Below are 24,197 nucleotides of genomic sequence, written 5' to 3'. Positions count from 1 at the left end.
GACCGAGTCGGCTTCGGTCTTCCGCGCGTTGCCATCCGCGCACGGCCTCCGAGCATCGCGAGCGTAATTCGGAACGTATGTCGTCCCGCAGGGATACTTCAAGTACGCAGAATGCTCGAACTGGGCGGGTGCCAGGGAGAGGTGCTACCAGGATCCGAATGGTTTCTGGTACAAGACTCCGATCTGATCTCTTCCTTCGTGTCTGCCCTGGCTGCGATCGGATACGTTGGCCAGGGCTGAAAGGATTCGGTCTTTCGACCGCTGTTGGGCGGTCGAGCCTTTCCGTATTTTCTCATGCGTTGGGTATGAATGACGCCGGGCGGGGATGGCCCGCATGATCAACGCATTCTGGTCTGGACATCCTTGGCGAGTTCGGTGATCCGCCTGCTGACCAATAATGTCTGCCCAGAGGGGCGTTTTTCACGGTGATCCTGTCCACCGAAGTTCGGATATGTACTTGCATCCGAGGGCGCCGGGAATGGAATTCGCCGACCGGACCGATCGATCACGGCTTCCTGGAATTACCAGCCCAGGGAGCAAGCCGTCTCTCGGCAATCCGGCGCAAATACGACGAAGGCCGGGACCGGACCTGATGCGGTCGGACCCGGCCTGTGCGCCGGCGAACTATCGGCCCCGTGTCGGAGCGGTTCCGTTCGTGCCTTCGTTGTTACCCGAGTTGCCGTTGTTGCCGGGTCTCGGTGAGCCGGTGGCCGTCGGTGCGGCACCGTCGGACGGTGCGACCGGTTGGCCGGGCAGCGGTCCGGAGTCCGGTTCACGCTGCTGCTGCGGGCGCTGCTGCTGAGGTGCGGGCTGGACGCCGGGGACCGGGATCGTGATGCCGGGCAGAATCTCCACCTGGGTCGGCGCGACCACCACGGGTGGCAGAAGCGGAGAGTCGACAGTGGACGGCGGGGTGTAGGGCGCCGACCATTCGGGGACACCGGCCTGGCCCTTGATGGGGGCGGGCTTCGGGAATGTCTCGTTGCGAGTCCCCGAGAGCGCGCCGTCCATGGTCGCTTTCCAGATGTCGGAGGGCAGACCGGAGCCGTAGATCATGCCGCCGCTGTAGTTGCGCAGCGGCGAGTTGTCGACGCTGCCGACCCACACCGCCGTCGACAGCGACGGGGTGTAGCCCACCATCCAGGCGTCCTTGTTCTCGCCGGTATCCAGCAGCTGCGCGGTACCGGTCTTGGTCGCCGATTCGCGCCCGTTGGCCAGCCCGTGGTTACGGGAGTAGGCCGCGATCGGCTTCATCGCGGCGGTGACGTTGTCGGCGACAGCGGCCGAAACGCGCTGCTCACCGGCTACCTCACCACGGTCGAGCAGGACCTGACCGTCGGCGGTCACGACCTTCGATACGAAATGCGGCGCGTGGTAGACGCCGGAGGCGGCCAGCGTCGCATACATGGAGGCCATGTCGAGCGGCCGCGCCTGGTACTGGCCGAGCACGATGCCGTTGTTGGGCCCGGAGCCGTCCGACTCGGTGAGCGTCTTGCCGACTCCCGCGATGGTGTCCGGCATGCCGAGCTTGTACGCCATGTCGGCGATCTTGCGCGGGCCGTTCTGCATGTCCAGCTCCATCCGGTAGAAGCTGGTGTTCAGTGACCGTTTCAGCGCCTCGGCGATGGTGCACGTGCCGCAACCCTCGCCTTCGACGTTGGAGATCTTGATGCCGTTCACGGTCAGCGGCGAGCTGTCGTACATCTGCGACAGCGGGATGCCCAGCTCCAGGTTGGCCGCGAGGCCGATGACCTTGAACGACGAACCGGTCTGCAAACCGGCGTTGGCGAAGTCGTAGCCCTGGCCGTCGCTGCCGCCGTAGTAGGCGCGCACGGCGCCGGTGTGCGGATCGACCGAGACCACGGCGGTACGCAGCTGCTCCGGTTCACCCTGCATCTTCGAGGTGGCCGCGTCGACGGCGGCCTGCTGGGCCTTCGGGTCGATCGTGGTCGTGATCTGCAAGCCCGCGGTGTTCAGCTGCTGCTCGCTGATGCCCGCCGCGCCGAGTTCCTTGAGCACCTGGGTCTTGATCAGGCCCTCGGGGCCGGAGTCCTGCGCCTTGTCCCGAGTCGAGGAGAGCGGGACGACCCGCGGGTACTGCAGGCCCTGTCGCTCGGTCGCGCTCAGGTTGCCGCCGGAGACCATGCCGTCGAGCACGTAGTTCCAGCGGGTCTTCGCGCCCTCGGGGTTCTTCTCCGGGTCCAGACTGGACGGCAGCTGGATGGTGGCGGCGAGCACCGCGCCCTCGGCGACGGTGAGTTCCGACACCGGCTTGCCGAAGTACGCCTTGGCCGCCGCGTCGATGCCATACGCGCCGCGACCGAAATAGATGGTGTTCAGGTACGCGGCGAGGATCTCGTCCTTGCTCCACTGCCGCGCCATCTTGGCCGAGATGACCAGCTCGTGCATCTTGCGGGTCAGCGAGTGCTCGTCACCGACCAGCGCGTTCTTCACGTACTGCTGGGTGATGGTCGAGCCACCGCCCGCACTCTCCCGGCCGAGAACGTTGTCCCTGGCCGCGCGCGCGAAGCCGGAGATCGAGAAGCCGGGGTTGGTGTAGAAGTCGCGGTCCTCGGCGGCCATCACCGCGTTGCGCACGTGCGGCGGGATCTGGTCGATGGTGACGTCGGTCCGGTTGCCTTCCGGCGGAACCACTTTGCTGATCACCGAGGTGCCGTCGGAGGCGAAGATGGTCGCCACCTGGTTCGACTTCAGGTCGCCCGGCTGCGGCACCGACACCGTGGTGTACGCGGCCAGGAAGATGCCGCTGGGCAGCAGAATGGCCAGCGCGATCAGCACGTAGAGGGTGCGGCGCACGATCCGCCATGGGAATTTCTTCTGCTGCCCGGGCTGCCGCCTTCCCGGCCCGTCGGAGCCGCCGCTGCCGCCGCGGCGCGGCGGCGGGCCCGACGGCGGACCGCCCGCGGCCTGCCTGCGTTCGCCGGTCGTGGGGCCGCTACCGGGGACGCGACGTCCGTCACGGTCCACCGCCGGACGTGCGCCGGTGGCCGGACGCGGTCCGGTGGCGGGGCCGCGCCTGTCGCGTTCGTTCACCGCCTCGGTCAGGGAACCCGGCCGCTGCGTCCGCTGGGCAGGCTGGGGGCCGGGAGCGCCACCATTGGGCGCGCCGCGGTTGGGCTGTGGCGGTCGGCCCGGCTGGGGCGGTCGGCCGCCCTGCGGAGGACGACCGTTGGGCGGAGGGCCGGGACGGCGCGGCGGCTGGGGGCCGCGCGGCTCACCGGGGAGAGGACGCGCACCGGGCGGCGGGACCGGACGGGCGCCGGGAGGTGGTCCGGGACGGGGATTCTGATACGGGTTGGGACTTGGACGTGAACTCTGCGGAGGACGACCGCCATGTGGCTCATCGCCGTAGGGCTCGTAGGGCGAATTCACTGACAAGATCTCCATAACTCGTAGCGGTCCAGGTGGCAATCAGCGGTAGTCGTCACCGCGGCGGACGCATGCCGGCTCCGCGAGTCACCCGCCGGGGACGACCCAGGCACTTCATTCGGCGGCGGTGCGCCGGTTCGCGCGTGTCCCGGAGCGGCGTCGCGGCGGTGCCGGCGCGGAACCGAGTACATAGGACTGCACCAGATGATTCCAGCTGCAGGTCCGGCATACCTCGACGACATGAACCGAGAATTCTTCGCGCGTCTCGGCGAGTCGCGCAAGCTCCTCGGGTGTGCGAGCCGATCCGGCGACCGGCCCCAGGCCGTCGCCGAAGACCCAGGATACGAGGGTCAGCTGTTCCTTCCGGCAGATGGGGCATGTGACCTCGCTCCCGCGGCCATGGAACTTCGCCGCACGCAAGAGATAAGGATTCGCATCACACACCTCGGCGACATCGACCCGGCCCGCATAGACGTCAGCCAGCAGCGACCGGCGCCGCAGGGCGTAGTCGACAACTTGCCGCTGAATTCGCACGAGAACCAGAGTAGCGGGGATGGAATCGGGCCGCCCCGGGCTGCTGCGGATTGACCGTTCCCGACCGGGCCGATCCAGCGCGTCGCGCCGCTACCCGGACTACGATCCGTCTGTGTCCACCGCAGCATCCGGGCGCATGCGAGCGCGTGATCTCGACCGCGCCGACGCATCCGGTCTTCTGGATGCCGCCTACGCCGAGGGGCAGCTCGGCGCCGACGAGTACCACGACCGGATCGCGCAGGCCGCGGCGGCGAAGACGCTCGGCGAATTGGCCGCGCTCACCGCCGACCTGCAAACCCCGGCCGCTGCGCGCGGGTTCGCCGCGCGGCGCCCGTCGGGCGCGCGAAAAGTATTGCGCCGCTCCGGTTCCGGCGGCAGTTATCCCGGTCACACCAGGGCGCGCGATGCCGATCGCGCCACTACGCGCGAACTGCTCGACCGCGCCCGTTCCGACGGCCAGCTGTCCGAAGACGAGCACGACGCCCTCACCGAACTCGCCGCGGAAGCGCGCACCCTGGGAGATCTGGACGATCTGGTCGCGGATCTCCAGCGGCCCCGTGACGTCGCCCCCGCCCCGCGACCGCCGCGTTCGCATCGGCGTCAGTGGTATCGGGCCGCGGTGGCCGTGGCCGCGGCGCTGGCCGCCTGCGCCGGTTTTCTCGCGGTGACCAGGGAAGCGGAACCGCGATCCGCGGCCCAAGCACCGACGGTGGCGGAACTCGGGTCGGTGCAGCCCGTTGTGGTCGCGACGCCGAGTCTGGTCACCGCCGAGGGAATCGCCCTCTTCCTGCGCAACTACCAGCGGAAATTCGGCGATCTGCAGGTGGACGAGCTGTATCTGCACGACGATTTGGCCACCCTCACCCGGGCCGTGCCCGGCCAGCCGAACCGGAAGGTCCAGTACGACTACCGCGGTGGTTTCGCCCAGTCCCATGAGATCGAGACGCGCAAGACCGATACCCCGTCGGTGGACTTGGCCGCGCTGAATGTGGACACGATCGGCCGGGCTCTCGTCGACGCGCCCGCGACGACCCGGGTGCCCGGCGGCGTCGTCACGCTTTTGAGGGTGGGCGTGAACGGCCTGTCCCCCGGTTACGGCGTTGCCACCGGGCAACCTGTCGTCGAAATTCACGTGGGCAACTCCGTCAAGGAGAGCGGCCACTTCGTGCTGACCCCGGCGGGCGAGGTGCGCCGCGTCTGGCCCTTCGGAGGATGAGAGCGATGGCGACCACCCGATACAGCGACGTCCGTGCCCGCGACACCGATCGCGCCGACGTGTGCGGCCTGCTGGACGCCGCGTTGGCCGACGGCCAGCTCACCGCCGCCGAGCACGCCGCGCGCACCGCCCGAGCCATGCGCGCGAAGTCCTTCGGCGAGCTCGACGAGTTGATCGATGATCTCCAGGTGCCGGACGGGCTGGCGAACGCCCCGGCGGTCCGGGTGGACCGGCGGCGTCCACGCCGCTGGCTGGCGCCGGTATCGGCGCTGGTCGCGGCCTTCGTGGCAGGTGCGATGATCGGCGGGATCAGCCGATGTGGCGTCGACCTGCCCGGGTCCTCCGAGGACGTTCCCGACCTGACCACGGGTGCGGGGTTGGGTTATTTCCTCGCGGAATACCGGGCCGAGTTCGGCGACCTGGTCGCCGACAAGGTCACGTTGTTTCCGAAGTACGTGGTCGTGGACCGGCAGCAGCCCGGCAGTGCGTCGGAGACCGGAGACTACTACTACAACGGCGACTTCCGCAGCTCACGGACCTCGGAGCGGGAACGCGGGACTCGCACCTTCGACCTCTCGACCATCGATGTGCCCGCCGTCGCCGGTCTGCTGGCCGGAGCGCCGCAATCCGTGCGTAGACCGAATGGTGTGGTCACCCACGTAATGCTGAGTTTCGGCTCCACAGGTCCGGTCGATCTGGGCCCGGTGCTACAGATCTATGTCAAGGACCAAGGCGGTTCGTCCGGCTCCCTGACGGCCACTTTCGCGGGCGAGCCGCTCGCGGTCTTCCCGCCCACTCGCTGACTGCGCCCGACACCCCCACCGGGCCTACGGCTGTGCACAGATGTATCGCTCCGATATAGTGGAAAGTCGCATCCATCGGTTAGGTTCTGTACACAGTCAGGGGGTGAAGCCCGGTGCTCGAACTGGCAATCCTCGGGCTGCTCCTGGAAGCGCCCATGCACGGGTACGAGCTGCGCAAGCGGTTGACGGGCCTGCTCGGGGCCTTCCGTGCCTTCTCCTACGGATCGCTCTACCCGACACTGCGTCGCATGCAGGCGGACGGGTTGATCGCCGAGGAGATCCCCGCGGGCGCGACGACACGCCGCGCGCGACGGGTCTATCAATTGACCCCGGCCGGGCGGGAACGGTTCAGCGAGTTGCTCGCCGACACCGGGCCGCAGAACTACACCGACGACGGCTTCGGCGTTCATCTGGCTTTCTTCAGCCGCACTCCCGCGGAAGCGCGGATGCGGATCCTGGAGGGCAGGCGGCGTCAGGTCGAGGAGCGCCGAGAGGGGCTCCGGGAGGCGATCAAGAAGGCCAGCGGGTCGCTGGATCGCTACACCCGGCAGCTCCATCAACTCGGACTCGAATCAAGCGAGCGCGAAGTGCGCTGGCTCAACGAGTTGATTGCGGCGGAGCAATCGACGAAGGCGGCACCACAGAAAGAGGGAAATATCGGCCATGAGTGACGTCAAGAAGGCTGACAACGCCACAGAGGTTCGCGTCGCCATCGTGGGTGTGGGCAACTGCGCCTCCTCGCTGGTCCAGGGCGTGCAGTACTACAAGGACGCGGACGAATCCGCGACCGTCCCCGGCCTGATGCACGTGCGGTTCGGGCCGTACCACGTCCGCGACGTCAAGTTCGTCGCCGCGTTCGACGTGGACGCCAAGAAGGTCGGCTTCGACCTGGCCGAGGCGATCTTCGCCAGCGAGAACAACACGATCAAGATCTCCGACGTGCCGCCGAGCGACGTCGTCGTGCAGCGCGGGCCGACCCTCGACGGCATCGGCAAGTACTACGCGCAGACCATCGAGCTGTCCGAGGCCGAGCCGGTCGACGTGGTGCGGGTGCTGAAGGACAACAACGTCGACGTGCTGGTGTCCTACCTGCCGGTGGGCTCGGAGGAGGCCGACAAGTTCTACGCGCAGTGCGCGATCGACGCGGGTGTCGCGTTCGTCAACGCGTTGCCGGTGTTCATCGCCTCCGACCCGGTCTGGGCGGCGAAGTTCACCGAAGCCGGTGTCCCCATCGTCGGTGACGACATCAAGAGCCAGGTCGGCGCGACCATCACCCACCGCGTGATGGCCAAGCTGTTCGAGGATCGCGGTGTGCAGCTCGACCGCACCATGCAGCTGAACGTCGGCGGCAACATGGACTTCAAGAACATGCTCGAGCGCGAGCGCCTGGAGTCGAAGAAGATCTCCAAGACCCAAGCCGTCACCAGCAACCTCAAGAAGGAACTCGGCGCCAACGACGTGCACATCGGCCCGTCCGACCACGTGGGCTGGCTCGACGACCGCAAGTGGGCCTACGTCCGCCTGGAAGGCCGCGCCTTCGGTGACGTACCGCTGAACCTGGAGTACAAGCTCGAGGTGTGGGACTCGCCGAACTCCGCGGGCATCATCATCGACGCCGTACGCGCGGCGAAGATCGCCAAGGACCGCGGCATCGGCGGACCGGTCATCCCCGCCTCGGCCTACCTGATGAAGTCCCCGCCGCAGCAGCTCGCCGACGACATCGCGCGCGCCCAGCTGGAAGCCTTCATCATCGGCGCCGAGTGATTCGGTGACACCGACGCAAGCCGGCCGGAGGCAGAAGCCTCCGGCCAGCTGCGTTGTGCGGCGTCCGCGCTAGTCCAGCGAGACGTAGACCTCCACCGACGCCGGGCCGGTGTAGCGCTCCACCTCGGCGGTGTGGGAGCGGGTGATGGTTCCCGCGTTCTCCGCCTTCGCCACCTGTGCCCAGGCGGTGCGCAGCAGGTCGTAGGGCTTGTCGGAGACGACGAACTTGGCGTAGCGGCCCTGCGGGATGATGGTGAGCACATCGCCGGAGTCCAACTCGTCCATCGCGCCGATCTCGTAGCCGAGTACGGCGACGGCGTGGTCGTTCTGACCGATGTAGGCCGCCACCCGCGGCACGTTCTTCTCCCGCGCCAGATAGCGATCCCAGGTGAAGTTCACCAGGTCGAGGTCACGCGCGGTCACCTCCCGGCCGGCCAGCGGCACGGTCAGGCCCGCGACCATGCTCTGCGGCAATGTGACGATCTCGAAGTCCACTGTCTGTTCCTACCCGTTGCCCTGATCGTCTGCCACTGCCACGAAAACTTCCACCGTCCGTGCGTCCGGATAGTGTTCCCAGTCGCCGGTATAAGCGCGAATGAGTCGCCCCGCGGCCTCCGCGTCCCACACTGCTCGCCAGATGCTCACGATGGTGTCGCCGAGATTGTCTCCACTGGCAACGAACCGGGCGAAGCGCCCGGCGGGCACCCGGGCGAGCACGTCTCCGGGCTGCAGGTCGGCCAAGCCGTGACAGCGGTAGCCGACGATATGGGTCAGGTACGAATTGATCTCCGGCGCGTGGTCGACGTACGCGGTGGTCGGCGGTCCGGGCAGCTTGCGGGCCAGGTTGCGCTTCCACGCCTCTTCGACTTTCGCGCGGCGCGGCCCCTCGACCGCGAGCGCGGGGCTGCGAAGCACTGTTCCCGCCACCAGCGTCTCGGGTTGGTCAACGACATTGAAATCCACCGGCGTAGCCCCTATGTCTCGTCTGTCCTCAATTGGCGTCGGTCCCGGTGCCCTCCGTGGTGACGCAGGCTACCGCCTCCGGGCCCGTCGCTCGCGCCGCGCTGTCGTCGCTCGGGCGCATATCCTTCCGCATTGTTTTCGCGGTTTCGGCGTCGGCCCGTTCCGACGCACTCGCTGTTCGCTCTCACTCTGGCAAACGATGCTGCCATGTCATGCGTTCCGCCGGGCCACGGAAGGTCACAGCATCATCGCTATCCAGGAACCGGAATGCTCAGTCCGGGGAAAATCTCGACCTCGCTGGGCGGTTGCGGGCTGGGCGGGATGATGACGACGGGCTCGCGCTGCGATGACGGCTGCGGTGGGTTCAGGATGTCGTAGGGACCGCCGGAGGGCGGCTTGCTCGGATTCGGCCGGGCCGGGGCTTGCGCGCCCGGAGCCTGCGCACCAGGGAACTGTTCGATCGGAGCGCCGTCGAGCGCGTCGTCCATGACCTGTTTCCAGATGTCGGCGGGCAGGCCGGAGCCGTAGATGTCGGCTCCGCGTGCGGTGCGGATCGGTTGTGGCTGATCGGTTCCGACCCACACCGCCGTGGACAGCGACGGGGTGAAGCCGATCATCCACGCGTCCTTGTTCGACTCGCTCGCGCCGAACTGCGTGGTACCTGTCTTGGCTGCCGATGGGCGGTTGTTCTTCAGCGCGTGCCCGTTGGAGTAGGCCGCGATCGGGAGCATCGCCTCGACGGTGTTCTCCGCGATCGTCTTGGAGATGCGCTGTTGACCCGCGGGCGGCTGGTCGCCGACCTTTTGCTCGCCGCGATCCAGCAGCACCCGCCCGTCACCGGTCACCACTCGCTGCACGAAGTACGGCCGGTGGTAGACGCCCGACGCGCCGATCGTGGCATACGCCGAGGCCATATCGATCGGCCGGACCGAATACTGCCCGAGGACGATTCCGTTCAGCGGTTTCCCGCCGTCCTCGGTAAGGGTCTTGCCCGCGACGGCGGGCAGCTCCTCCGGAATCCCCGCCGCGTGCGCCGCGTCCGCGATGGACTGAGGACCGTCGAACATCGTCATGGTCAGCCGGTAGAAGCTGGTGTTCAGCGAGCGTTTGAGCGCCTCGGCCATGGTGCACTTGCCGCACGATTCGCCGTCCACGTTGGTGATCCGGGTACCGCGGTCGGTCACGGGGGAGCTGTCCAGCACGCGGGAGAGCGGAATGCTCTGCTGTTGCGCGGCGATCGCCGCGAAGACCTTGAACGCCGAGCCGGTCTGCAACGGCGCCTGGGCGAAGTCGAAGCCGATGCCGTCGTAGCCGCCGAAGTACGCGCGTACCGCGCCGGAACGCGGATCGATCGACACCACCGCGGCGCGCAGTTCCGGTGGCTGCGCACCGAGCCGGTCGCGCACCGCGCCCAGTACCGCGTGCTGCGCTCTGGCGTCGATGGTGGTGGTGATCTGCAGCGCGCCCTTGTTCAAGTCGCGCTCGCTGATGCCGGAGTCGCGCAGCTCGCGCACGACCTGGTTGCGGATCAGGCCCTCGGGGCCGCGAGCCACGTTCTCGTCCGGGATCTGGCTGAGCGGGATGATCGGCGGAAAGGTGGTCGCGTCCCGATCGCCCGGCGCGAGCGCGCCCATCTCGACCATTCCGTCGATCACGTACCGCCAGCGCGCCTTCAGGTCCGCGAGGTGGGTTTCCGGATCCAGGATCGAGGGCGTGCGGATCAGCGCCGCGAGCACCGCGCCCTCCGCGAGGGTCAGCTGGTCGACCTGCTTGTCGAAGTAGACCTTGGCCGCCGCGCCGATGCCGTACGACCCGCGGCCGTAGTAGATGGTGTTGAGGTAGGCGGCGAGGATGTCGTCTTTGCTCCACTGCCGTGCCATCTTCGCCGCGATGATCAGCTCGCGCATCTTGCGGGTGACCGTGCGTTCGGAGCCGAGAAAGGCGTTCTTCACGTACTGCTGGGTGATGGTGGAGCCGCCGCCCGCGTTGTCCTTGCCGAGCAGATTGTCTCGCGCGGCGCGCAGGAAGCCGGAAGTCGAATAACCGGGATTGGTGTAGAAATTGCGGTCCTCCGCCGACAGCACCGCGTCGCGCACCGGGCGCGGCACATCGGACAACGGGACCGGCGTCCGATTCCCATCCGGCGGGACGATTTTCGCGAGCACGGTGCTGCCGTCGGCGGCGAAGACGGTCGCGATCTGATTGGTCTGCACCGCATTCGGATCCGGGATCTCGGCGCTCCAGTACGCCAGGACCGACAGCAACGCGGGCACCACGCCGAAGATGATGAACAAGGCCAGCAGCAGGCGACGGATGCGTTCGGCCCGGCTGCGCGGCGGACGATCCGGCTCCGCGGGGCGTGGCGCGGTCGGTCGCGATTTCCGGCGAGCCGCCGCGCGCTCGCGCCGCTCCCGCGCGTTCCGGTTCGCCGTATCCGGCCGCTGCGTCCAGCCCGCGATCGAGGCATACGGTGCGGTCGGAGGACCCCCCTTGGCGCCACGCCTGCGTTCACGCGGTTTGCGGAACGAGCTCACGATCATCTCCTCCCGGAGCGTCGGACGAACTCACCTGCACGAACGGACGGAAAAGAGCATCGAAAGGCCGAGTTTACCGCGTACGTTCACAACCGGGTTTCCACTTCTCGGGCCGTTGACACAGCGGTGCACGCAGACCATATGCGTGCTGCGCGAAGCGGCGAACCTATCTGTCCCTAGCGATCCCGCCAACGCCACCACACCAGCTCAACCACGGGTTTCGAGCGAAGCGGCAAAAGACTCAGCTCTTCACGCCGCCCGCGGTGAGGCCGGAGATGATCCGGCGCTGGAAGATCAGGACCATGACGACCAGCGGGATGGTGACGATCGTGCCTGCCGCCATGATCGCCGCGTACGGCTGCACCAGCGGGTTGTTGCCGGAGAAGCGGGCGATGGCGACGGTGACCGGCTCGGTCTTGTCGCTGGAAAGCAAACGGGCGAGCAGGTATTCGTTGACCGCCGCGATGAACGCGAGGATCGCGGTGGTGAACACGGCGGGAGCGGCCAGGGGCAGCATCACCAAGCGGAAGGCCTGCAGTTTGGTGGCGCCGTCGATCCGCGCGGCTTCTTCGAGTTCCCACGGCAGTTCGGCGAAGAAGGACGCGAGGATGTAGACCGTCATCGGCAGCACGAACGAGATGTTCGGAATGATCATCGCCTGGTATTCGCCGATCCAGCCGAGGTTGGTGAAGAGCTGGAACAGCGGGGTCACCAGGACGACCACCGGGAACATCGAGGCGCTGAGAATCAGTCCGGACACCACGTACTTGCCGTGGAAGGTGAGCCGGGCCAGCGCGTACGCGGCCAGCACGCCGATCCCCAGCGCGATCACCGTCGTGATGGAGCCGATGACGAGGCTGTTGACCAGCGCCTTGCCGAAGTCGTTGCCGCGGCTGGTGTCGAACGCGTTGCGGAAGTTCTCCAGCGTCACGTGGGTCGGCCACGGAGTGTTGTCGAAGGTGTAGTCGGGATCGCGGAACGCGGTGACCGCCATCCAGTAGAACGGCGCGAGCCCCCACACCAGCACGATCAGCGCGCCCAGGTACAGCCGTACCGAGCCGATGCGTTTGGTCCACGGCACCGGCGCCGCGGCGGATTCGCTCGTCACGGCCTGCTCCGCTGTCTGCACGGACATCAGTGCGCCTCCCGCTGTTCTTCCTGGGTACGAACCGCGTTGGCGCCCAGGATCTTCACCAGCACGAACGCCACGGCGAAGATCAAAAGGAAGGTGATCGTGGACAACGCGGCCGCGCTGTTGGGGCCTTGCCGGACCTGATCGACCACCAGGATGGATACCGTGCGGGTGGCGGGGTTGCCCAGCGTCATGATCGCGGGCAGGTCGTACATCCGCAGCGCGTCCATGGTCCGGAACAGCACCGCGACCAGCAGGGCCGGCTTCAGCAGCGGCAGCGTGATCTGGGTGAACCGCTGCCAGGCCGACGCGCCGTCGACGCGAGCCGCCTCGTACACGTCGGCCGGGATGACTTGCAGGCCTGCCAGCAGCAGCAGCGCCATGAACGGCGTGGTCTTCCAGACGTCGGCCGCGATCACCGCGATCCGGGCGGGCCACGGGTCCGAAGTCCACAGGATGTGCGTGCCGAGCACGCGGTTCACCACGCCGTCGTACTGGAACATGAATTCCCACAACCGCGCGGTGACGGCGGTCGGGATCGCCCACGGGATCAGCACGGCCGCGCGCAGCAGCGCCCGGCCACGGAAGGTCTTACCCATCACCATGGCCATGCCGAGGCCGATCGTGGCCTCCAGCGCGACGGTGACGACCGTGAAGAACAGCGTGACCCCGATGGCCAGCCAGAATTGCGAGCCGAGATTGCCGGTCGGGCACGGCACCGTCTCGCCGGTCGCGATCTGGCACTGTTGCAGCAGCCAGTGCGTGTAATTGTCGAACCCGGCGTTGCCGCCTTCGACGAACATGCCGGTCGCCGGGTCGAGTCCCGAGTCCTTCTGGAAGGACATCCACAGCGCCCGGAACACGGGATAACCGATGACGACCGCGAGCGCGATCAGGACGGGGGTGACGAACAGCCAGGCTTTCCCGGAGCGACGCAGCTCCGAGGCCAGCCTGGCGGCGAAGCCGCGCCTGGCCGGAACGAATTCGTCTTTCGGCACGCTAGTCGCCGTTCCCGAAGGATCCGACACCGTTTCTCTCCTGCGGGTTCGTCGGGTCCGTTGCGTTCAACCGCTCACGATCCAGCGGTTTCGATGCCCTTTTGCATACCGGTGATCGCGTCGTCGACGGACTTGGTTCCGTTCAACGCAGCATAGGCGTTGTCCTGGATGGCCTTGCTCACGGCGGGGTAGAACGGCGTCACCGGGCGCGGCACGGCGCTGGCGATGGAGTCCTTGAGCGCGGGCAGGTACGGCATCTTCGCGATCAGCGCCGGGTCGTCGTACATGGACGCGCGCACCGAGGGCAGCGCGCCCGCGGCGACGATGTGCTGCGCGTCCTCGCTGATCAGGAAGCGCAGGAAGTCCAGCGCGGTGGCCTTGTTCTTGGAGTACGCGCTGATCGCCGCGTTGTAGCCGCCGAGGGTGGAGGCGCCGACGCCGTTCTCCCCCGGCAGTGGGGCGACCGCGAACTTGTCCTTCACGGCGGAGGCCTCGCCGCCGACGTCACCGAAGGTGGACGGCCACGAGCGCAGGAACATCAGCTTGCCCGTCGCGAAGGCGTTGCTGGACTCGGGCTCCTTGAAGGTGATGGCCTCTTTGGGAATGTCGCCGTTGTTGTAGGCGTCGACCAGAACCTTCAGTCCGGCGCGGGACTGCGGGCTGTTCACCGTGGGGGTCTTGCCGTCGGCGCCGACGAAGCTGCCGCCGTAGGCGTTGATCACCTCGGCCGCGTTCACGGTCAGACCCTCGTAGGGCGCGAACTGACCCGCGTAGCAACCGATGTTCTGCTGGCGCGCGATGGGGCACTGGGCCAGCAGCTCGTTCCAGGTCTTGGGCGGGTTCGGCACCAAATCCTTGCGGTAGAACAGCAGGCCGCCGTTGGTGTTGCGCGGCGCGGCGTACAACGTGTTGTTGTAGGTGGCGCTGGCGACCGGCGGGGACAGCAGCGCGCTGGTGTCGATGGCGAAGGAATCCTTCAGCGGCTGGATCCAGCCCTTGGCGGCGAACTCGGCGGTCCACGGCACGTCCAAGGCGACCACGTCGTAGTTGGACTGCTTGGAACGCATGTGCTCGACCAGGTCGTCGTACTGCTGCGAGGCGTCGTTCGACTGCTCCTTGAACGTCACCTGCTCGTCCGGGTGCGCGGCGTTCCAGCGCTCGATCAGCTGCTTCACCGCGCCGGTCTCGGTGGTGTCCTTGCCCTCGACGTAGGTGATCGGGCCGCGACCGGTGAGATTCTGGCTGATCGGGCTCCCGCTGCTGTCGCTGGAGCAGGCGCTGGTGAACGTCGCGGTCAGCAGCCCGACCGCCGCGAGGGCCACCGCGGCCCGCGGTACGAGCGACGAACGTAGGGACGTCACCTTCTTCACAGCCATCGCAAACACTCCAGGATCGTTCGTGAGCGGCAGCACACCCTGCCGGTGCACAAGGCAAGATACATGGTGCCGATCCGGCGTGCGGGACAGTGGCTGGAACTCGCCCACTAGGCTGGGGCGCGATGTCTTCGCCGAACGCGGTTCCCGATCGGATGCTCACGCGCATCGGTGGGCTGCTGCGCAAGGCCGAGTGCACGGACAACGAACACGAGGCCGAGGCGTTTCTCGCCGCTGCTCAGCGGCTGGCCACTAAGTCGTCCATCGACCTCGCCGTGGCGCGGGCGCACATCGCGGGACGCGAGCGCAGGCCCACACCGGTGCAGCGGATCATTCCGATCGGCGAGCCCGGCAAACGCGGGTTGCGCACCTATGTCCAGCTGTTCGTCGCGATCGCGGCCGCGAACGACGTGCGCTGTGACGTCGCCCGGACTTCGACGCAGGTCTACGCCTACGGGTTCGACTCCGACATCGACACCTGCGAGGCGCTCTACGCCAGCCTGCTCGTGCAGATGGTGCGCGCGTCCGACCAGTACATCAAGTCGGGGGCCTACCGATCGGCCACCGTCGAGAAGATCGTGGTGGAGAAGCGGTGGGGTCGCCAGGTGCGGCGCCGGGTGCAGGCGCCGGTCGCCGGTGTGACGGCGCGGCTGAATTTCCAGATGGCGTTCGCCGCGCGGATCGGGCGGCGGCTGTCGGAGGTCAAGGCCGAGGTGGAAGCCGAAGTGTTGCCACGCGACGCCGAGGTGTCCGGGACGGCGCTGGCCCTGCGGAACAAGGAGATCGAGCTCACAGACTTCTACGCGAAGACGTCGGAGGCGCGCGGCACCTGGCGCGGGCCGCAGGAGTCGGCGGGACATTCGGCGGCGGCGCGGGCGGCGGGGGACCGGGCGGGGCGGGCCGCACGGATCGGTAATTCGCCCGAACTGCCCGCCGCGCGTAAGAAGTTGAACTCTTCCGAGGGCGGTTGACCGGCGTGGACGTCACGGGCCGAACCGGGCGAGCGGCTGCCGGGGTCCGGTCGGCGCAACTCGGCGACAGGCCGATGCCGCCCGTGGGATCGGCGGCGCGGCGATGACCGTGCGCGACGGCCAGCGTGCCAAGGTCTACGACGCCGAGCAGTTGGTACGGGGAGTGTTCGATCGCGCGGACGAGCACGGTGTGCGCACCGTCGAACTCTATGGTTCGCAGCTCACGTTGCCGATCGAGCGCCGCTTCGCCTCGGTGGAATCCGTACAGAGTTATACGGACAAGGTGCTGGCGCTCAATTGGGTGCGGGCGCGCTGGGAGCGGGCCGCCGTGGCGGTGCGCGTCCGTTCTCGCGCCGGAACAACGGCCGCGCACTACGAGGCGGCCGGGAACGTTCTGGCGGTTCCGCTGCACACCGGCGGCACCGCGTGGGCGCTGCGGGAATTGGTCATCCTGCACGAACTGGCGCATCACCTCGAATCCGCCCCCGAGTCGGCAGCCCCGCACGGCCCGGAATTCTGCGACCGCTACGTGGACCTCGTAGACGGCGTCGTCGGTCCTGAGGCAGCGTTGCTCTTGCGCACGACGATGCTGGGATGCGGCGTCCGGATCGGGTGAGCGGCCGGCGATTCTTTACCAGGTTTCCGCGATCAGGCATTCACCTGGTGACCGGAATGGCGATCCAGGCGGCTGTCATCGTGGCCGCTAGGCCGCCCTGCCTGCGAATATGAGGCGATGTTGAGCCTAGCGGTCCTGTGTAGGGTCTGGTGGGATCGAGGTGCGCTGCTGGAGTAGGAGAAGGCTCGAGTAACGGGTCGGCGTTGATCTTGGCCGTGGAGTTGGTGCGTTACCTGCGCCGCTGGTACGCGTGCTCGTCTCGGTCTCGGGAGTAGCAGGGTATAGCAGATCCTGAGGGGTTCGGTGCACGCTGCCACACCTGCCTGACCCCGAACACAGGTGTCGCTTGGGGGTGCGAGGTGGACCCGTTGCAACCACGCGCGTTATGTGGCCGGGTTCTTCTGTGCGGCGAGGGCACTGACGCGAGCCAAGCGGTCCTGCCACCAGGCGGCGCGATCGGCATCGGGCTGCCGATGGCTTTCGAGCAATTCCGGTTCCGGCTCGGGTGGGGTGCGCAGGACCGGCAGGTAGCCGTCGACCGCACGGAGGGAGCCGCGCGTCACGTCGCCGGTGAGCAGGCTCAAGGTGCCCAGGCCGCAGGCGAAGTCGAGTTCGGGCAGCGCCCCGGCCAGCGCCAGCTGGGCGGCGAGGCCGACGCTGGTCTCCAAGGCGGAGGAGACCACGCAGGGCAGCCCGGCTGCCTCGGCCACCTGCAAGGCGCGGCGGACTCCGCCGAGCGGCGTGCATTTGAGGACGGCGATGTCGGCGGCCCCGGCGACCGCGACCCGCATCGGGTCCTCGGCGCGGCGGATGGATTCGTCGGCGGCGATGCGCACGTCCACGCGGCGGCGCACCGCGGCGAGTTCCTCGATGGTGCGGCACGGCTGTTCCACGTACTCCAGCCCGCCCGCGGCCTTGTCGATCAGCTCGATGTGGCGCACCGCGGTGTCGATATCCCAGACCGCGTTGGCGTCGACTCGGATCGCGCCGTTGGGGCCGAGCGCGTCGCGGACCGCCTCCACCCTGGCCAGATCCTCGGCGAGCGATTCCGGGTGGTCGGCGACTTTCACCTTGGCGGTGCGGCAGCCGGATCGGGCCACGATCGCGTGCGCCTGCCGCGGGTCGACGGCGGGCACGGTGCAATTGATCGGAATGCGATCCCGCACCGGTTCGGGCCAGCCGGTGGTTACCTGCTCCACGGCGGTGGCCAGCCACGCGGCGGCCTCCCGGTCGTCGTATTCGGGAAACGGACAGAATTCGCCCCAGCCGAGCGGCCCGTGGATCAGCATGCCCTCGCGCACCGTGATGCCACGGAAGCGGGTGCGCATCGGAATGGCGTAGACGACGTTCTGCGCTGCGGAGTCGCTCATCGCCGACCAGCTTATGCGGCTGCGGCGGCCGATCGCGGGATTGCGCATGCGGACTCGAGTAGTTTCCCCGAGTCGGCCCGGCGCGCGAGACGGGATCGTTGGCGTCATGATCCACACCGGTACTCCGCAGCCTTGGCCGTACGGCACGCCGCCCGTAGGGCAGCGGCCGGTGCGGACCTGGGACGTCGTACTCGCCGTCGTGCTGTACTCCGTCGCCGTAGTTCTGGGTGCGGCCGCCGCCTATTTCACCGTCTTCTTCGCCTTCGCCTCAGATCCGTGCGGCCAGGACAACTGCCGCACCGAATACCTCGGCTGGGCGTTCGCGGTGTCGTGGGGCGGGACGGCGACCGCGATCGTCGGGGTTACCGCAATCCTTGTTCTCGCCGCGATCAAGCGTTGGTACATGTGGTACTGGCCGGTGCTGGCGATGGCGCTCATCGTCCTGTCGTTCGCCGGCGGCGTCGCGCTGGCTTCCCAGGTCTACACAGGCGCTTGAGATGCCCTGCGGCCGTTGACCGGTCATGCTGAAGCAATGGCGTGGCACATCCGGCGACGAACGGCCGATGCCTTGCGCGTGGCGCTGGGGTCGGTGATCGTCCTCGGATTCGGCTGGGTGATGGCCGCTTTCGTCCCGCTCTACGAAGTGCTCCTGCGCGACGGACACGAGGGCCGAGGCGTCGGGTACCTGCCGTGGGCACAGGTCATCGCCTGGGCGGGCATCGTGGCGTCGGTGCTCGCAGCGGTCGTCTCGGCCCTGGAGAAGGTGCGCGACCGGAGGCCGATCGCTTGGACTCCGCTGATCGCGGTGCCGCTGATCCTCGAATCCTGGCTGGTCGGCTTCTTGATCGCGGTCGTGCTGGTCTCCTATTGATCTGCCGCTGCTCCGAGTTCGATCTGCCCAGGTGTGGGCAGTTTTCGAGCGGAGGGTGCCGGTCGAAAACTGCCCACAGATCCGCCCATGGATTCGGATGGGACAGAAGCGGATCAGCCCAGCCGCTCCACGATGGTGGCGTTCGCCAGACCACCTGCCTCGCACATGGTTTGCAGGCCGTAGCGGGCGCCGCGGTCCTGCATGGCGTGGACCAGCGTGGTCATCAGGCGTGCGCCGGACGCGCCGAGCGGGTGCCCGATCGCGATCGCGCCGCCGTTGACGTTGACCTTCGCCAGGTCCGCACCGGTGTCGTGCGCCCAGGCCAGGACCACCGGCGAGAACGCTTCGTTGATCTCGATCAGGTCGATGTCCGACAGCTGCAAACCGGCCCGCTGCAAGACCTTTCTGGTCGCCGGGATCACCGCGGTGAGCATCAGTAGCGGGTCGTCGCCGGCCACCGCGAAGCTGTGCAGCCGGGCGAGCGGCTTCAGCCCGAGTTCCTTCGCGCGCTCGCTGGTCATGATGAGCACCGCCGCGCTGCCGTCGCTGACCTGGCTCGCGCTCGCGGCCGTGATCGCCCAGCCGATCTGCGGGAAGCGGGCGGCCATGGCCGGGTCGTAGTAGGCGGGACGGAGTGCGCCCAGCGTCTCCAGCGTGCTACCGACCCGGATGCCCTCATCGGTGGCGAGTCCGTTGATCGGCGCTAGTTCCCGCGCGAACAGGCCGTTCTTGGTGGCGAGCGCGGCCTTCTCGTGGCTGGCGAGCGCGAACTCGTCCAGCTGGGTGCGGGTGAGTCCCCATTTCGCCGCGATCAGCTCCGCGCTGATGCCCTGCGACACCAGGCCTTCCGGGTAGCGCTCGGCGAAGCCGACGCCGGAGATGTCGTCCGATCCGACCAGATTGGCGCCCATGGGAATCCGGCCCATCGACTCCACGCCCGCGGCGACCACGATGTCGTAGGCGCCCGCGATCACGCCTTGCGCGGCGAAGTGGATCGCCTGCTGGCTGCTGCCGCACTGCCGGTCGACGGTGGTGGCCGGGACCGATTCGGGATATCCGGCGGCCAATGCGGCCCGCCGTGTCATATTCGCCCCCTGCTCGCCGAACTGGGTGACGACGCCGCCGATCACGTCATCGATGAGGGCGGGATCGATGCCGCTGCGGTTCACCACCTCGCGCAGGCTGTGGGCCAGCAGATCAACCGCATTGACATCGTGCAGTGCTCCGTTCGGCTTGCCTTTGCCGATCGGCGTGCGTACCGCTTCGACGATCACCGCGTCTCTCATGGTGCTTCCTTCCGGACCGAGAGCCGGGCCGCCATGCCTGGCTCTATCAACACATAGTCAGATTACACCTGGCAATAGTTGACACAAGTCAGCTCCGGTATGATGTTCGTCATGGCAGCAGTGATGGAAGGACCGTTGGCCGATCTCAGCGCGTGGAAGGCCGAGGAATGCTCGATCGCCAAGGCGATGGACATCGTCGGTACGCGCTCGGCGGTGCTCATCCTGCGCGAGGCGTACTACGGGACCCGGCGGTTCGACGGGTTCGCCAGCCGCGTCGGCATCACCGACGCGGCGGCCGCGGCCCAGTTGCGCAAGCTCACCGAGGCGGGCTTGCTGGCGAAACGGCCCTACCGAGAGGAAGGCAAGCGCACCAGGCACGAATACGTGCTCACCCGGATGGGACGAGATCTACTGCCCGCCGTGCTGGCGCTCATGCAGTGGGGCGACGCCTACTTGCAGCCGGGGCCTGCCCCACTGCTCTTGGTCGAGGAGTCGACCGGCGCCCCGGTGCGGGTGCAGGTGCGCAGCGAGTCCGGCCGCGAGATCGAACTCGAGGAACTGGGCGTACGGCTCAACGAGGAGTACGCCCAGCAGCGGCGCGAGCGCCGTCGAGTGGACGCGACAGACTGATGCCTGCTCGCGGCGCTGTGCCGAGCGGGCCGTCGACCTGCGATGCCGCGACCACACCTGAGCTGCCGAGCCGCCGGCGGTGACCGCCTCGCGCTGGATCGAGCCGAGAGCCGAAGCCGTGCGGCCCACCCGGCAGCGTGCTCAGTTGAGCCTGCGTCCTTCGGTGTCGAAGAAGTAGACGTGCTCCGGCGCGGTGGCCAGCCGCAGCCGGGCGCCCTTCGCAGGCGGATTGCGCCAATCCGCGCGCGAGACGATGGTTTCCCCGGCGCCGTCGGTCCCGCCTTCGGCGACGGTGCGGCCGTAGATGTAGGCGTCGGAACCGAGTTCCTCCACCACGTCGACTTCCATCTCGATGCCGGAGCCGTTACCCAGTTCGAAATGCTCCGGGCGGATACCGACCGTCACGGTGTTCCCCGCCTCGTCCGCGACCGTGCGCGGCAGCGCGATCGCGTGCCCGCCCAGCTCCACCCGGCTATCGGTGACCGGAAGCGTGAACAGGTTCATGGCAGGCGAACCCATGAACCCCGCGACGAACACGTTGGCCGGATCGCGGTAGAGGTCGCGCGGAGTGGCGCACTGCTGCAACAGGCCGTCCTTCAGCACGGCGACCCGATCGCCCATGGTCATCGCCTCGACCTGGTCGTGGGTGACGTACACCGTGGTGGTGCCGAGCCTGCGCTGCAACTGCGCGATCTGGGTGCGGGTCTGCACGCGCAGCTTGGCGTCCAGGTTGGACAGCGGCTCGTCCATCAGGAACACCTGCGGCTGCCGCACGATCGCGCGGCCCATCGCCACCCGCTGACGCTGGCCGCCGGACAGCGCCTTCGGCTTGCGATCCAGGAAGGGCTCCAGGTCCAGCAGCTTGGCCGCCTCCAGGACCCGCTTCTCCTTCTCCGCCTTGGCCACCTTGGCCAGCTTCAGCGCGAAGCCCATGTTCTCCGCGACGGTCATGTGCGGATAGAGCGCGTAGTTCTGGAACACCATGGCGATATCGCGTTCCTTCGGCTCGGCGTGCGTGACGTCGTTCTCGCCGATCAGGATGCGTCCGCCGTTGACCTCCTCCAGCCCGGCGAGCATGCGCAACGAGGTCGATTTCCCGCAGCCGGAGGGACCGACCAGGACGAGGAATTCGCCGTCCTCGATCTCCAGGTTCAGCCGATCCACCGCGGGTTTGGCGGATCCGGGGTAGAGCCGCGTCGCGTTGTCGAAGGTCACAGTGGCCATGACGAATTCACATCCCATCCCGGCAGGAACGTGCCGGACGATCCGAGTAAGGGTGCGGCGATCCTATCGGGCGGGCCGGCGACGAGCCACGTCAGCGGGTGCGCGCCTCGAAGAACGCGCGCGGGACGTCGACGAGCATGGTGTCGATCTGCTCCTCGGTGACGCCGCGTTCGAGCACGTAGGGGAACACGTCGTCGAACAGGTGGGTGTAGTGCCACTGCGGCAGGGCGGCCATGGCGGCGGGCTCGATCCAGTCGATATAGCAGCTCGCGTCCTGGGACAGCACCATCCGGTCGGTGTAGCCGCGGCGGACCATCTCGATCAGGGTGTCGGCGCGGGCTTCGAAGGTGGTGTCGAGGTTGATGCCGAAGCGGTCCATGCCGAGCACGAAGCCGGCGTCGGCGAGTTCGGCGAGGTGATCGCAGTCGGTGGTGTCGCCGCTGTGCCCGAGCACGATGCGACCCGGGTCGACGCCTTCCTCGTCGCACATCACGCGCTTCACGTCGAGCCCGGCGCGCGACTCCGGATGGGTGTGCACCGTGATCGGCACGCCGGTCTCGAGATGGGCCCTGGCGACCGCGCGCATGACCCGTTCGACGCCCGCGGTCAGCCCTTGCTTATCGATCGCGCACTTGAGCATGCCCGCCTTGACCCCGGTGCCCGCGATGCCGTCGCGGATGTCGCCGACGAACATGTCGACCATCGGGTCGGGGACCTGCGCGCCGACGATCTCGTTCAACGCAGGGCCGCGGTAGTGGAAGAAGAACGGGACATCCCCGTAGGTGTAGATGCCGGTGGCGACCACCAGGTTCAGCGGCACCTGCTCGGCGATCCGCTGGATCCGTGGGATGTAGCGGCCCAGCCCGACCACCGTCGGATCGACGATCGTCCGCACCCCGGCGTCGTAGGCGACCCGCAACCGTCGCACGGCATCGGCGATGCGTTCGTCCTCGGAGCCCCATTCGGCCGGGTAGTTCTGCTGGACGTCCCCGGTGAGCACGAAGACGTGCTCGTGCATAAGTGTCACTCCGAGCTCGGCGGAATCGATCGGCCCGCGCACGGTTTCCAGCGTCGACACAGCGATTTCTCCTCATCTGAGCTGCGCATTCGCAGGAATCGTACGAACCGGTATGTGAGGTGGGCCATATTCTCCGGTGCTGAATCTTCGTACAACTTTCGTGCGCATCGCACAGAAGGACGCGGCTCAGGCCACCGGGCACGGTTGCAGCACCGCCGGTCCGAACCAGCGGGCGGCTTGCAACGCCAGATGCAGGTGCAGCGTGCGATCGTGATCGTCGAAGTCGTGGCGGGTCAGGTCGAGTGCCTGCCGCACCCGGTACTGGACGGTGTTGCGGTGCACGGCCAACTCCTGCGCGGCCGCGGCGTAGCTGCGGTTGTTGGCCAGGAAGACGCGCAGGGTTTCGCGCAGCCAGAGATTGCGCTGGTTGCCGGTCGCGAGTTCACCCAGGCAGTCGGCCACGTACTGGCGCAGTTCCTCGATGTCGCCGCCCAGCAGCGCGACGGCCGCCACCTGGTCGTGCGACACCGCGCGGGGCGCGTCGGGACCGGCCAGCAGCACGAGTTCGCGCACCCGATCGGCTTGCCGCAGGCTGCGGCGGAATCCCGCGACGCCGGAGCCGCGCCCGCCCACCGCCACACGCACCGGCAACGCCAGTGCCGACAGGGCACGCTCGATGGCCTCGGCATCGATGGTCGTGTCCCGAGCGATCGAGAACCACAGCCGCACTTCGCGTTCGTCGGTCGGCACCAGCAGCGCCCGGCGGGGGTGGCCGAGCAGCGGAACCAGCGCCGCGCGCACGGCGTCCAGGACATCCACCGCGGCCCGTGCGGACAGCTGCGGCTCGGTCCAGGCGTTCACCGCGACGTGCCGGCCGGACAAGGGATAGCCGAGCACTTGCTCGGCCTGGCCGATGTCGTCGGCCGAGCCGTCGAGCACCCGCGCCACCCATTCCTGACGCAGGCCGCCGCGACTGCCCACCCACCGGTCGCGCTCCTGCTCGTAGGCGATGCCGACGTGCTCGCACACCCGGTCGATGTACACCGCGGAGCGATTGACGATCCGGATGATCGCCGCCGCGCTGTCGGAGCCACCCAGTTCCGCCGCGTAACGCATCGCGATGTCGAGGAACCCGGCATGCCCCACCCGGTACGCCCGCATCAGCGCCGACAGCGGGACGTCGCGCTGCGCGAGCGTGCGCGCGTACACCAGCGCCCGCGCCGGGGCGTGCACGTCGTGCTCGGCGGCGTCGTTCTGCACGAAGTCGAGGACGGACATCAGATTGTCGGTGGTGCCCGCCTCGAACAGGCCCCGCAGCCGGGTATCCAGGTCGAGCGCCGCGACTTGCGCGCGCATCACCGCCGACAGCTCGGCGATCAGCTGATCGCGACCGCGCAGCATCGTCGAGACGACCGCGCGAACCACTTCGTTCTCGCCGTCGGCCACTGGCGACACCTCCCTTCGCCGGGCTCGGCATCGGGTCTCAACCTAGCCCCCGCCGGAC

22 protein-coding genes are annotated in these 24,197 nt (G+C 68.0%); 9 read left to right on the top strand and 13 right to left on the bottom strand.

The window, feature by feature from the left end; genetic code table 11:
* Nucleotides 1-624: 624 nt before the first annotated feature.
* Both ACL03I_RS22275 and ACL03I_RS22270 read right to left on the bottom strand, forming a co-directional pair.
* Complete coding sequence (locus ACL03I_RS22275) at nucleotides 625-3,054, bottom strand: transglycosylase domain-containing protein (protein WP_412806876.1); 2,430 nt, start codon at nucleotides 3,052-3,054, stop codon at nucleotides 625-627.
* 450 nt (nucleotides 3,055-3,504) lie between these two features.
* Nucleotides 3,505-3,924: a DUF5318 domain-containing protein gene (locus ACL03I_RS22270; protein WP_355071181.1), complete on the bottom strand. Its 420-nt coding sequence runs from the start codon at nucleotides 3,922-3,924 to the stop codon at nucleotides 3,505-3,507.
* 112 nt (nucleotides 3,925-4,036) lie between these two features.
* On the opposite strand from ACL03I_RS22270, the gene ACL03I_RS22265 reads away from it, so the two are divergent.
* The 4 genes from ACL03I_RS22265 to ACL03I_RS22250 all read left to right on the top strand — a co-directional run bounded on the left by ACL03I_RS22265 (nucleotide 4,037) and on the right by ACL03I_RS22250 (nucleotide 7,707).
* Nucleotides 4,037-5,140, top strand: coding sequence for a DUF1707 SHOCT-like domain-containing protein (locus ACL03I_RS22265; RefSeq protein ID WP_412806875.1), 1,104 nt, complete (start codon nucleotides 4,037-4,039; stop codon nucleotides 5,138-5,140).
* A 5-nt stretch (nucleotides 5,141-5,145) separates the two neighbouring features.
* Nucleotides 5,146-5,943 (top strand): DUF1707 SHOCT-like domain-containing protein, encoded by a 798-nt coding sequence (locus ACL03I_RS22260; protein ID WP_412806874.1) that lies wholly within the window; start codon nucleotides 5,146-5,148, stop codon nucleotides 5,941-5,943.
* Between the two features lie 113 nt (nucleotides 5,944-6,056).
* A complete protein-coding gene (locus ACL03I_RS22255) occupies nucleotides 6,057-6,614 on the top strand; it encodes a PadR family transcriptional regulator (protein ID WP_039803160.1) in 558 nt (185 codons plus the stop codon).
* Complete coding sequence (locus ACL03I_RS22250) at nucleotides 6,607-7,707, top strand: inositol-3-phosphate synthase (RefSeq protein WP_355071185.1); 1,101 nt, start codon at nucleotides 6,607-6,609, stop codon at nucleotides 7,705-7,707. Before ACL03I_RS22255 ends, ACL03I_RS22250 begins: the two co-directional genes overlap by 8 nt.
* Nucleotides 7,708-7,776: 69 nt before the next feature.
* Here the strand turns inward: ACL03I_RS22250 and ACL03I_RS22245 are convergent, their stop codons facing one another.
* From ACL03I_RS22245 to ACL03I_RS22220, 6 genes are all read right to left on the bottom strand, one after another.
* Nucleotides 7,777-8,202, bottom strand: coding sequence for a GyrI-like domain-containing protein (locus tag ACL03I_RS22245; protein WP_355071187.1), 426 nt, complete (start codon nucleotides 8,200-8,202; stop codon nucleotides 7,777-7,779).
* A gap of 9 nt (nucleotides 8,203-8,211) precedes the next feature.
* Entirely contained in the window at nucleotides 8,212-8,670 is a 459-nt protein-coding gene (locus tag ACL03I_RS22240; RefSeq protein WP_355071188.1) for a GyrI-like domain-containing protein, read from the bottom strand.
* A gap of 251 nt (nucleotides 8,671-8,921) precedes the next feature.
* Nucleotides 8,922-11,210: a transglycosylase domain-containing protein gene (locus ACL03I_RS22235; RefSeq protein WP_412806873.1), complete on the bottom strand. Its 2,289-nt coding sequence runs from the start codon at nucleotides 11,208-11,210 to the stop codon at nucleotides 8,922-8,924.
* A gap of 235 nt (nucleotides 11,211-11,445) precedes the next feature.
* Nucleotides 11,446-12,339, bottom strand: coding sequence for a carbohydrate ABC transporter permease (locus tag ACL03I_RS22230; RefSeq protein ID WP_355071192.1), 894 nt, complete (start codon nucleotides 12,337-12,339; stop codon nucleotides 11,446-11,448).
* Nucleotides 12,339-13,364, bottom strand: coding sequence for a carbohydrate ABC transporter permease (locus tag ACL03I_RS22225; protein ID WP_397276136.1), 1,026 nt, complete (start codon nucleotides 13,362-13,364; stop codon nucleotides 12,339-12,341). The genes ACL03I_RS22230 and ACL03I_RS22225 overlap by 1 nt, the downstream gene beginning before the upstream one ends.
* 44 nt (nucleotides 13,365-13,408) lie before the next feature.
* A complete protein-coding gene (locus ACL03I_RS22220; protein WP_355071194.1) occupies nucleotides 13,409-14,710 on the bottom strand; it encodes an ABC transporter substrate-binding protein in 1,302 nt (433 codons plus the stop codon).
* Between the two features lie 122 nt (nucleotides 14,711-14,832).
* Here ACL03I_RS22220 and ACL03I_RS22215 point away from each other — a divergent pair, with 122 nt between their 5' ends.
* Nucleotides 14,833-15,678, top strand: coding sequence for a DUF2786 domain-containing protein (locus ACL03I_RS22215; RefSeq protein WP_355071196.1), 846 nt, complete (start codon nucleotides 14,833-14,835; stop codon nucleotides 15,676-15,678).
* Nucleotides 15,679-15,781: 103 nt separating this feature from the next.
* The gene (locus tag ACL03I_RS22210) at nucleotides 15,782-16,294 is read left to right on the top strand and encodes a TIGR04338 family metallohydrolase (RefSeq protein WP_364424812.1); all 513 of its coding nucleotides are present in this window, start codon (nucleotides 15,782-15,784) and stop codon (nucleotides 16,292-16,294) included.
* Between the two features lie 383 nt (nucleotides 16,295-16,677).
* On the opposite strand, the gene ACL03I_RS22205 is transcribed toward ACL03I_RS22210, so the two are convergent.
* A complete protein-coding gene (locus ACL03I_RS22205) occupies nucleotides 16,678-17,664 on the bottom strand; it encodes an o-succinylbenzoate synthase (protein ID WP_412806872.1) in 987 nt (328 codons plus the stop codon).
* Nucleotides 17,665-17,770: 106 nt separating this feature from the next.
* Between ACL03I_RS22205 and ACL03I_RS22200 the strand changes: the two genes are divergently transcribed.
* Together ACL03I_RS22200 and ACL03I_RS22195 are read left to right on the top strand one after the other, a co-directional pair.
* Nucleotides 17,771-18,160 (top strand): hypothetical protein, encoded by a 390-nt coding sequence (locus tag ACL03I_RS22200; RefSeq protein WP_355071201.1) that lies wholly within the window; start codon nucleotides 17,771-17,773, stop codon nucleotides 18,158-18,160.
* A 36-nt stretch (nucleotides 18,161-18,196) separates the two neighbouring features.
* On the top strand, nucleotides 18,197-18,535 hold the full coding sequence (locus ACL03I_RS22195; protein ID WP_355071203.1) for a hypothetical protein: 339 nt from the start codon (nucleotides 18,197-18,199) through the stop codon (nucleotides 18,533-18,535).
* 113 nt (nucleotides 18,536-18,648) lie between these two features.
* On the opposite strand, the gene ACL03I_RS22190 is transcribed toward ACL03I_RS22195, so the two are convergent.
* Nucleotides 18,649-19,821 (bottom strand): thiolase family protein, encoded by a 1,173-nt coding sequence (locus ACL03I_RS22190; RefSeq protein ID WP_412806871.1) that lies wholly within the window; start codon nucleotides 19,819-19,821, stop codon nucleotides 18,649-18,651.
* Nucleotides 19,822-19,920: 99 nt separating this feature from the next.
* On the opposite strand from ACL03I_RS22190, the gene ACL03I_RS22185 reads away from it, so the two are divergent.
* Nucleotides 19,921-20,451 (top strand): winged helix-turn-helix transcriptional regulator, encoded by a 531-nt coding sequence (locus tag ACL03I_RS22185; RefSeq protein WP_397276351.1) that lies wholly within the window; start codon nucleotides 19,921-19,923, stop codon nucleotides 20,449-20,451.
* Nucleotides 20,452-20,592: 141 nt separating this feature from the next.
* On the opposite strand, the gene ACL03I_RS22180 is transcribed toward ACL03I_RS22185, so the two are convergent.
* The 3 genes from ACL03I_RS22180 to ACL03I_RS22170 all read right to left on the bottom strand — a co-directional run bounded on the left by ACL03I_RS22180 (nucleotide 20,593) and on the right by ACL03I_RS22170 (nucleotide 24,139).
* Nucleotides 20,593-21,675, bottom strand: a complete 1,083-nt coding sequence (locus tag ACL03I_RS22180) for an ABC transporter ATP-binding protein (RefSeq protein WP_355071208.1) — start codon at nucleotides 21,673-21,675, stop codon at nucleotides 20,593-20,595.
* Between the two features lie 91 nt (nucleotides 21,676-21,766).
* Nucleotides 21,767-22,753, bottom strand: coding sequence for a phosphotriesterase family protein (locus tag ACL03I_RS22175; RefSeq protein ID WP_412806870.1), 987 nt, complete (start codon nucleotides 22,751-22,753; stop codon nucleotides 21,767-21,769).
* Nucleotides 22,754-22,879: 126 nt separating this feature from the next.
* Nucleotides 22,880-24,139 (bottom strand): PucR family transcriptional regulator, encoded by a 1,260-nt coding sequence (locus ACL03I_RS22170; RefSeq protein WP_412806869.1) that lies wholly within the window; start codon nucleotides 24,137-24,139, stop codon nucleotides 22,880-22,882.
* Between the last annotated feature and the right edge of the window lie 58 nt (nucleotides 24,140-24,197).

The organism is Nocardia sichangensis (genome assembly GCF_047200615.1).
GTDB lineage: Bacteria > Actinomycetota > Actinomycetes > Mycobacteriales > Mycobacteriaceae > Nocardia > Nocardia sichangensis.
The sequence above is the reverse complement of the archived record's forward strand: the minus strand, read 5'-3'. Positions and strand labels throughout refer to the sequence as shown.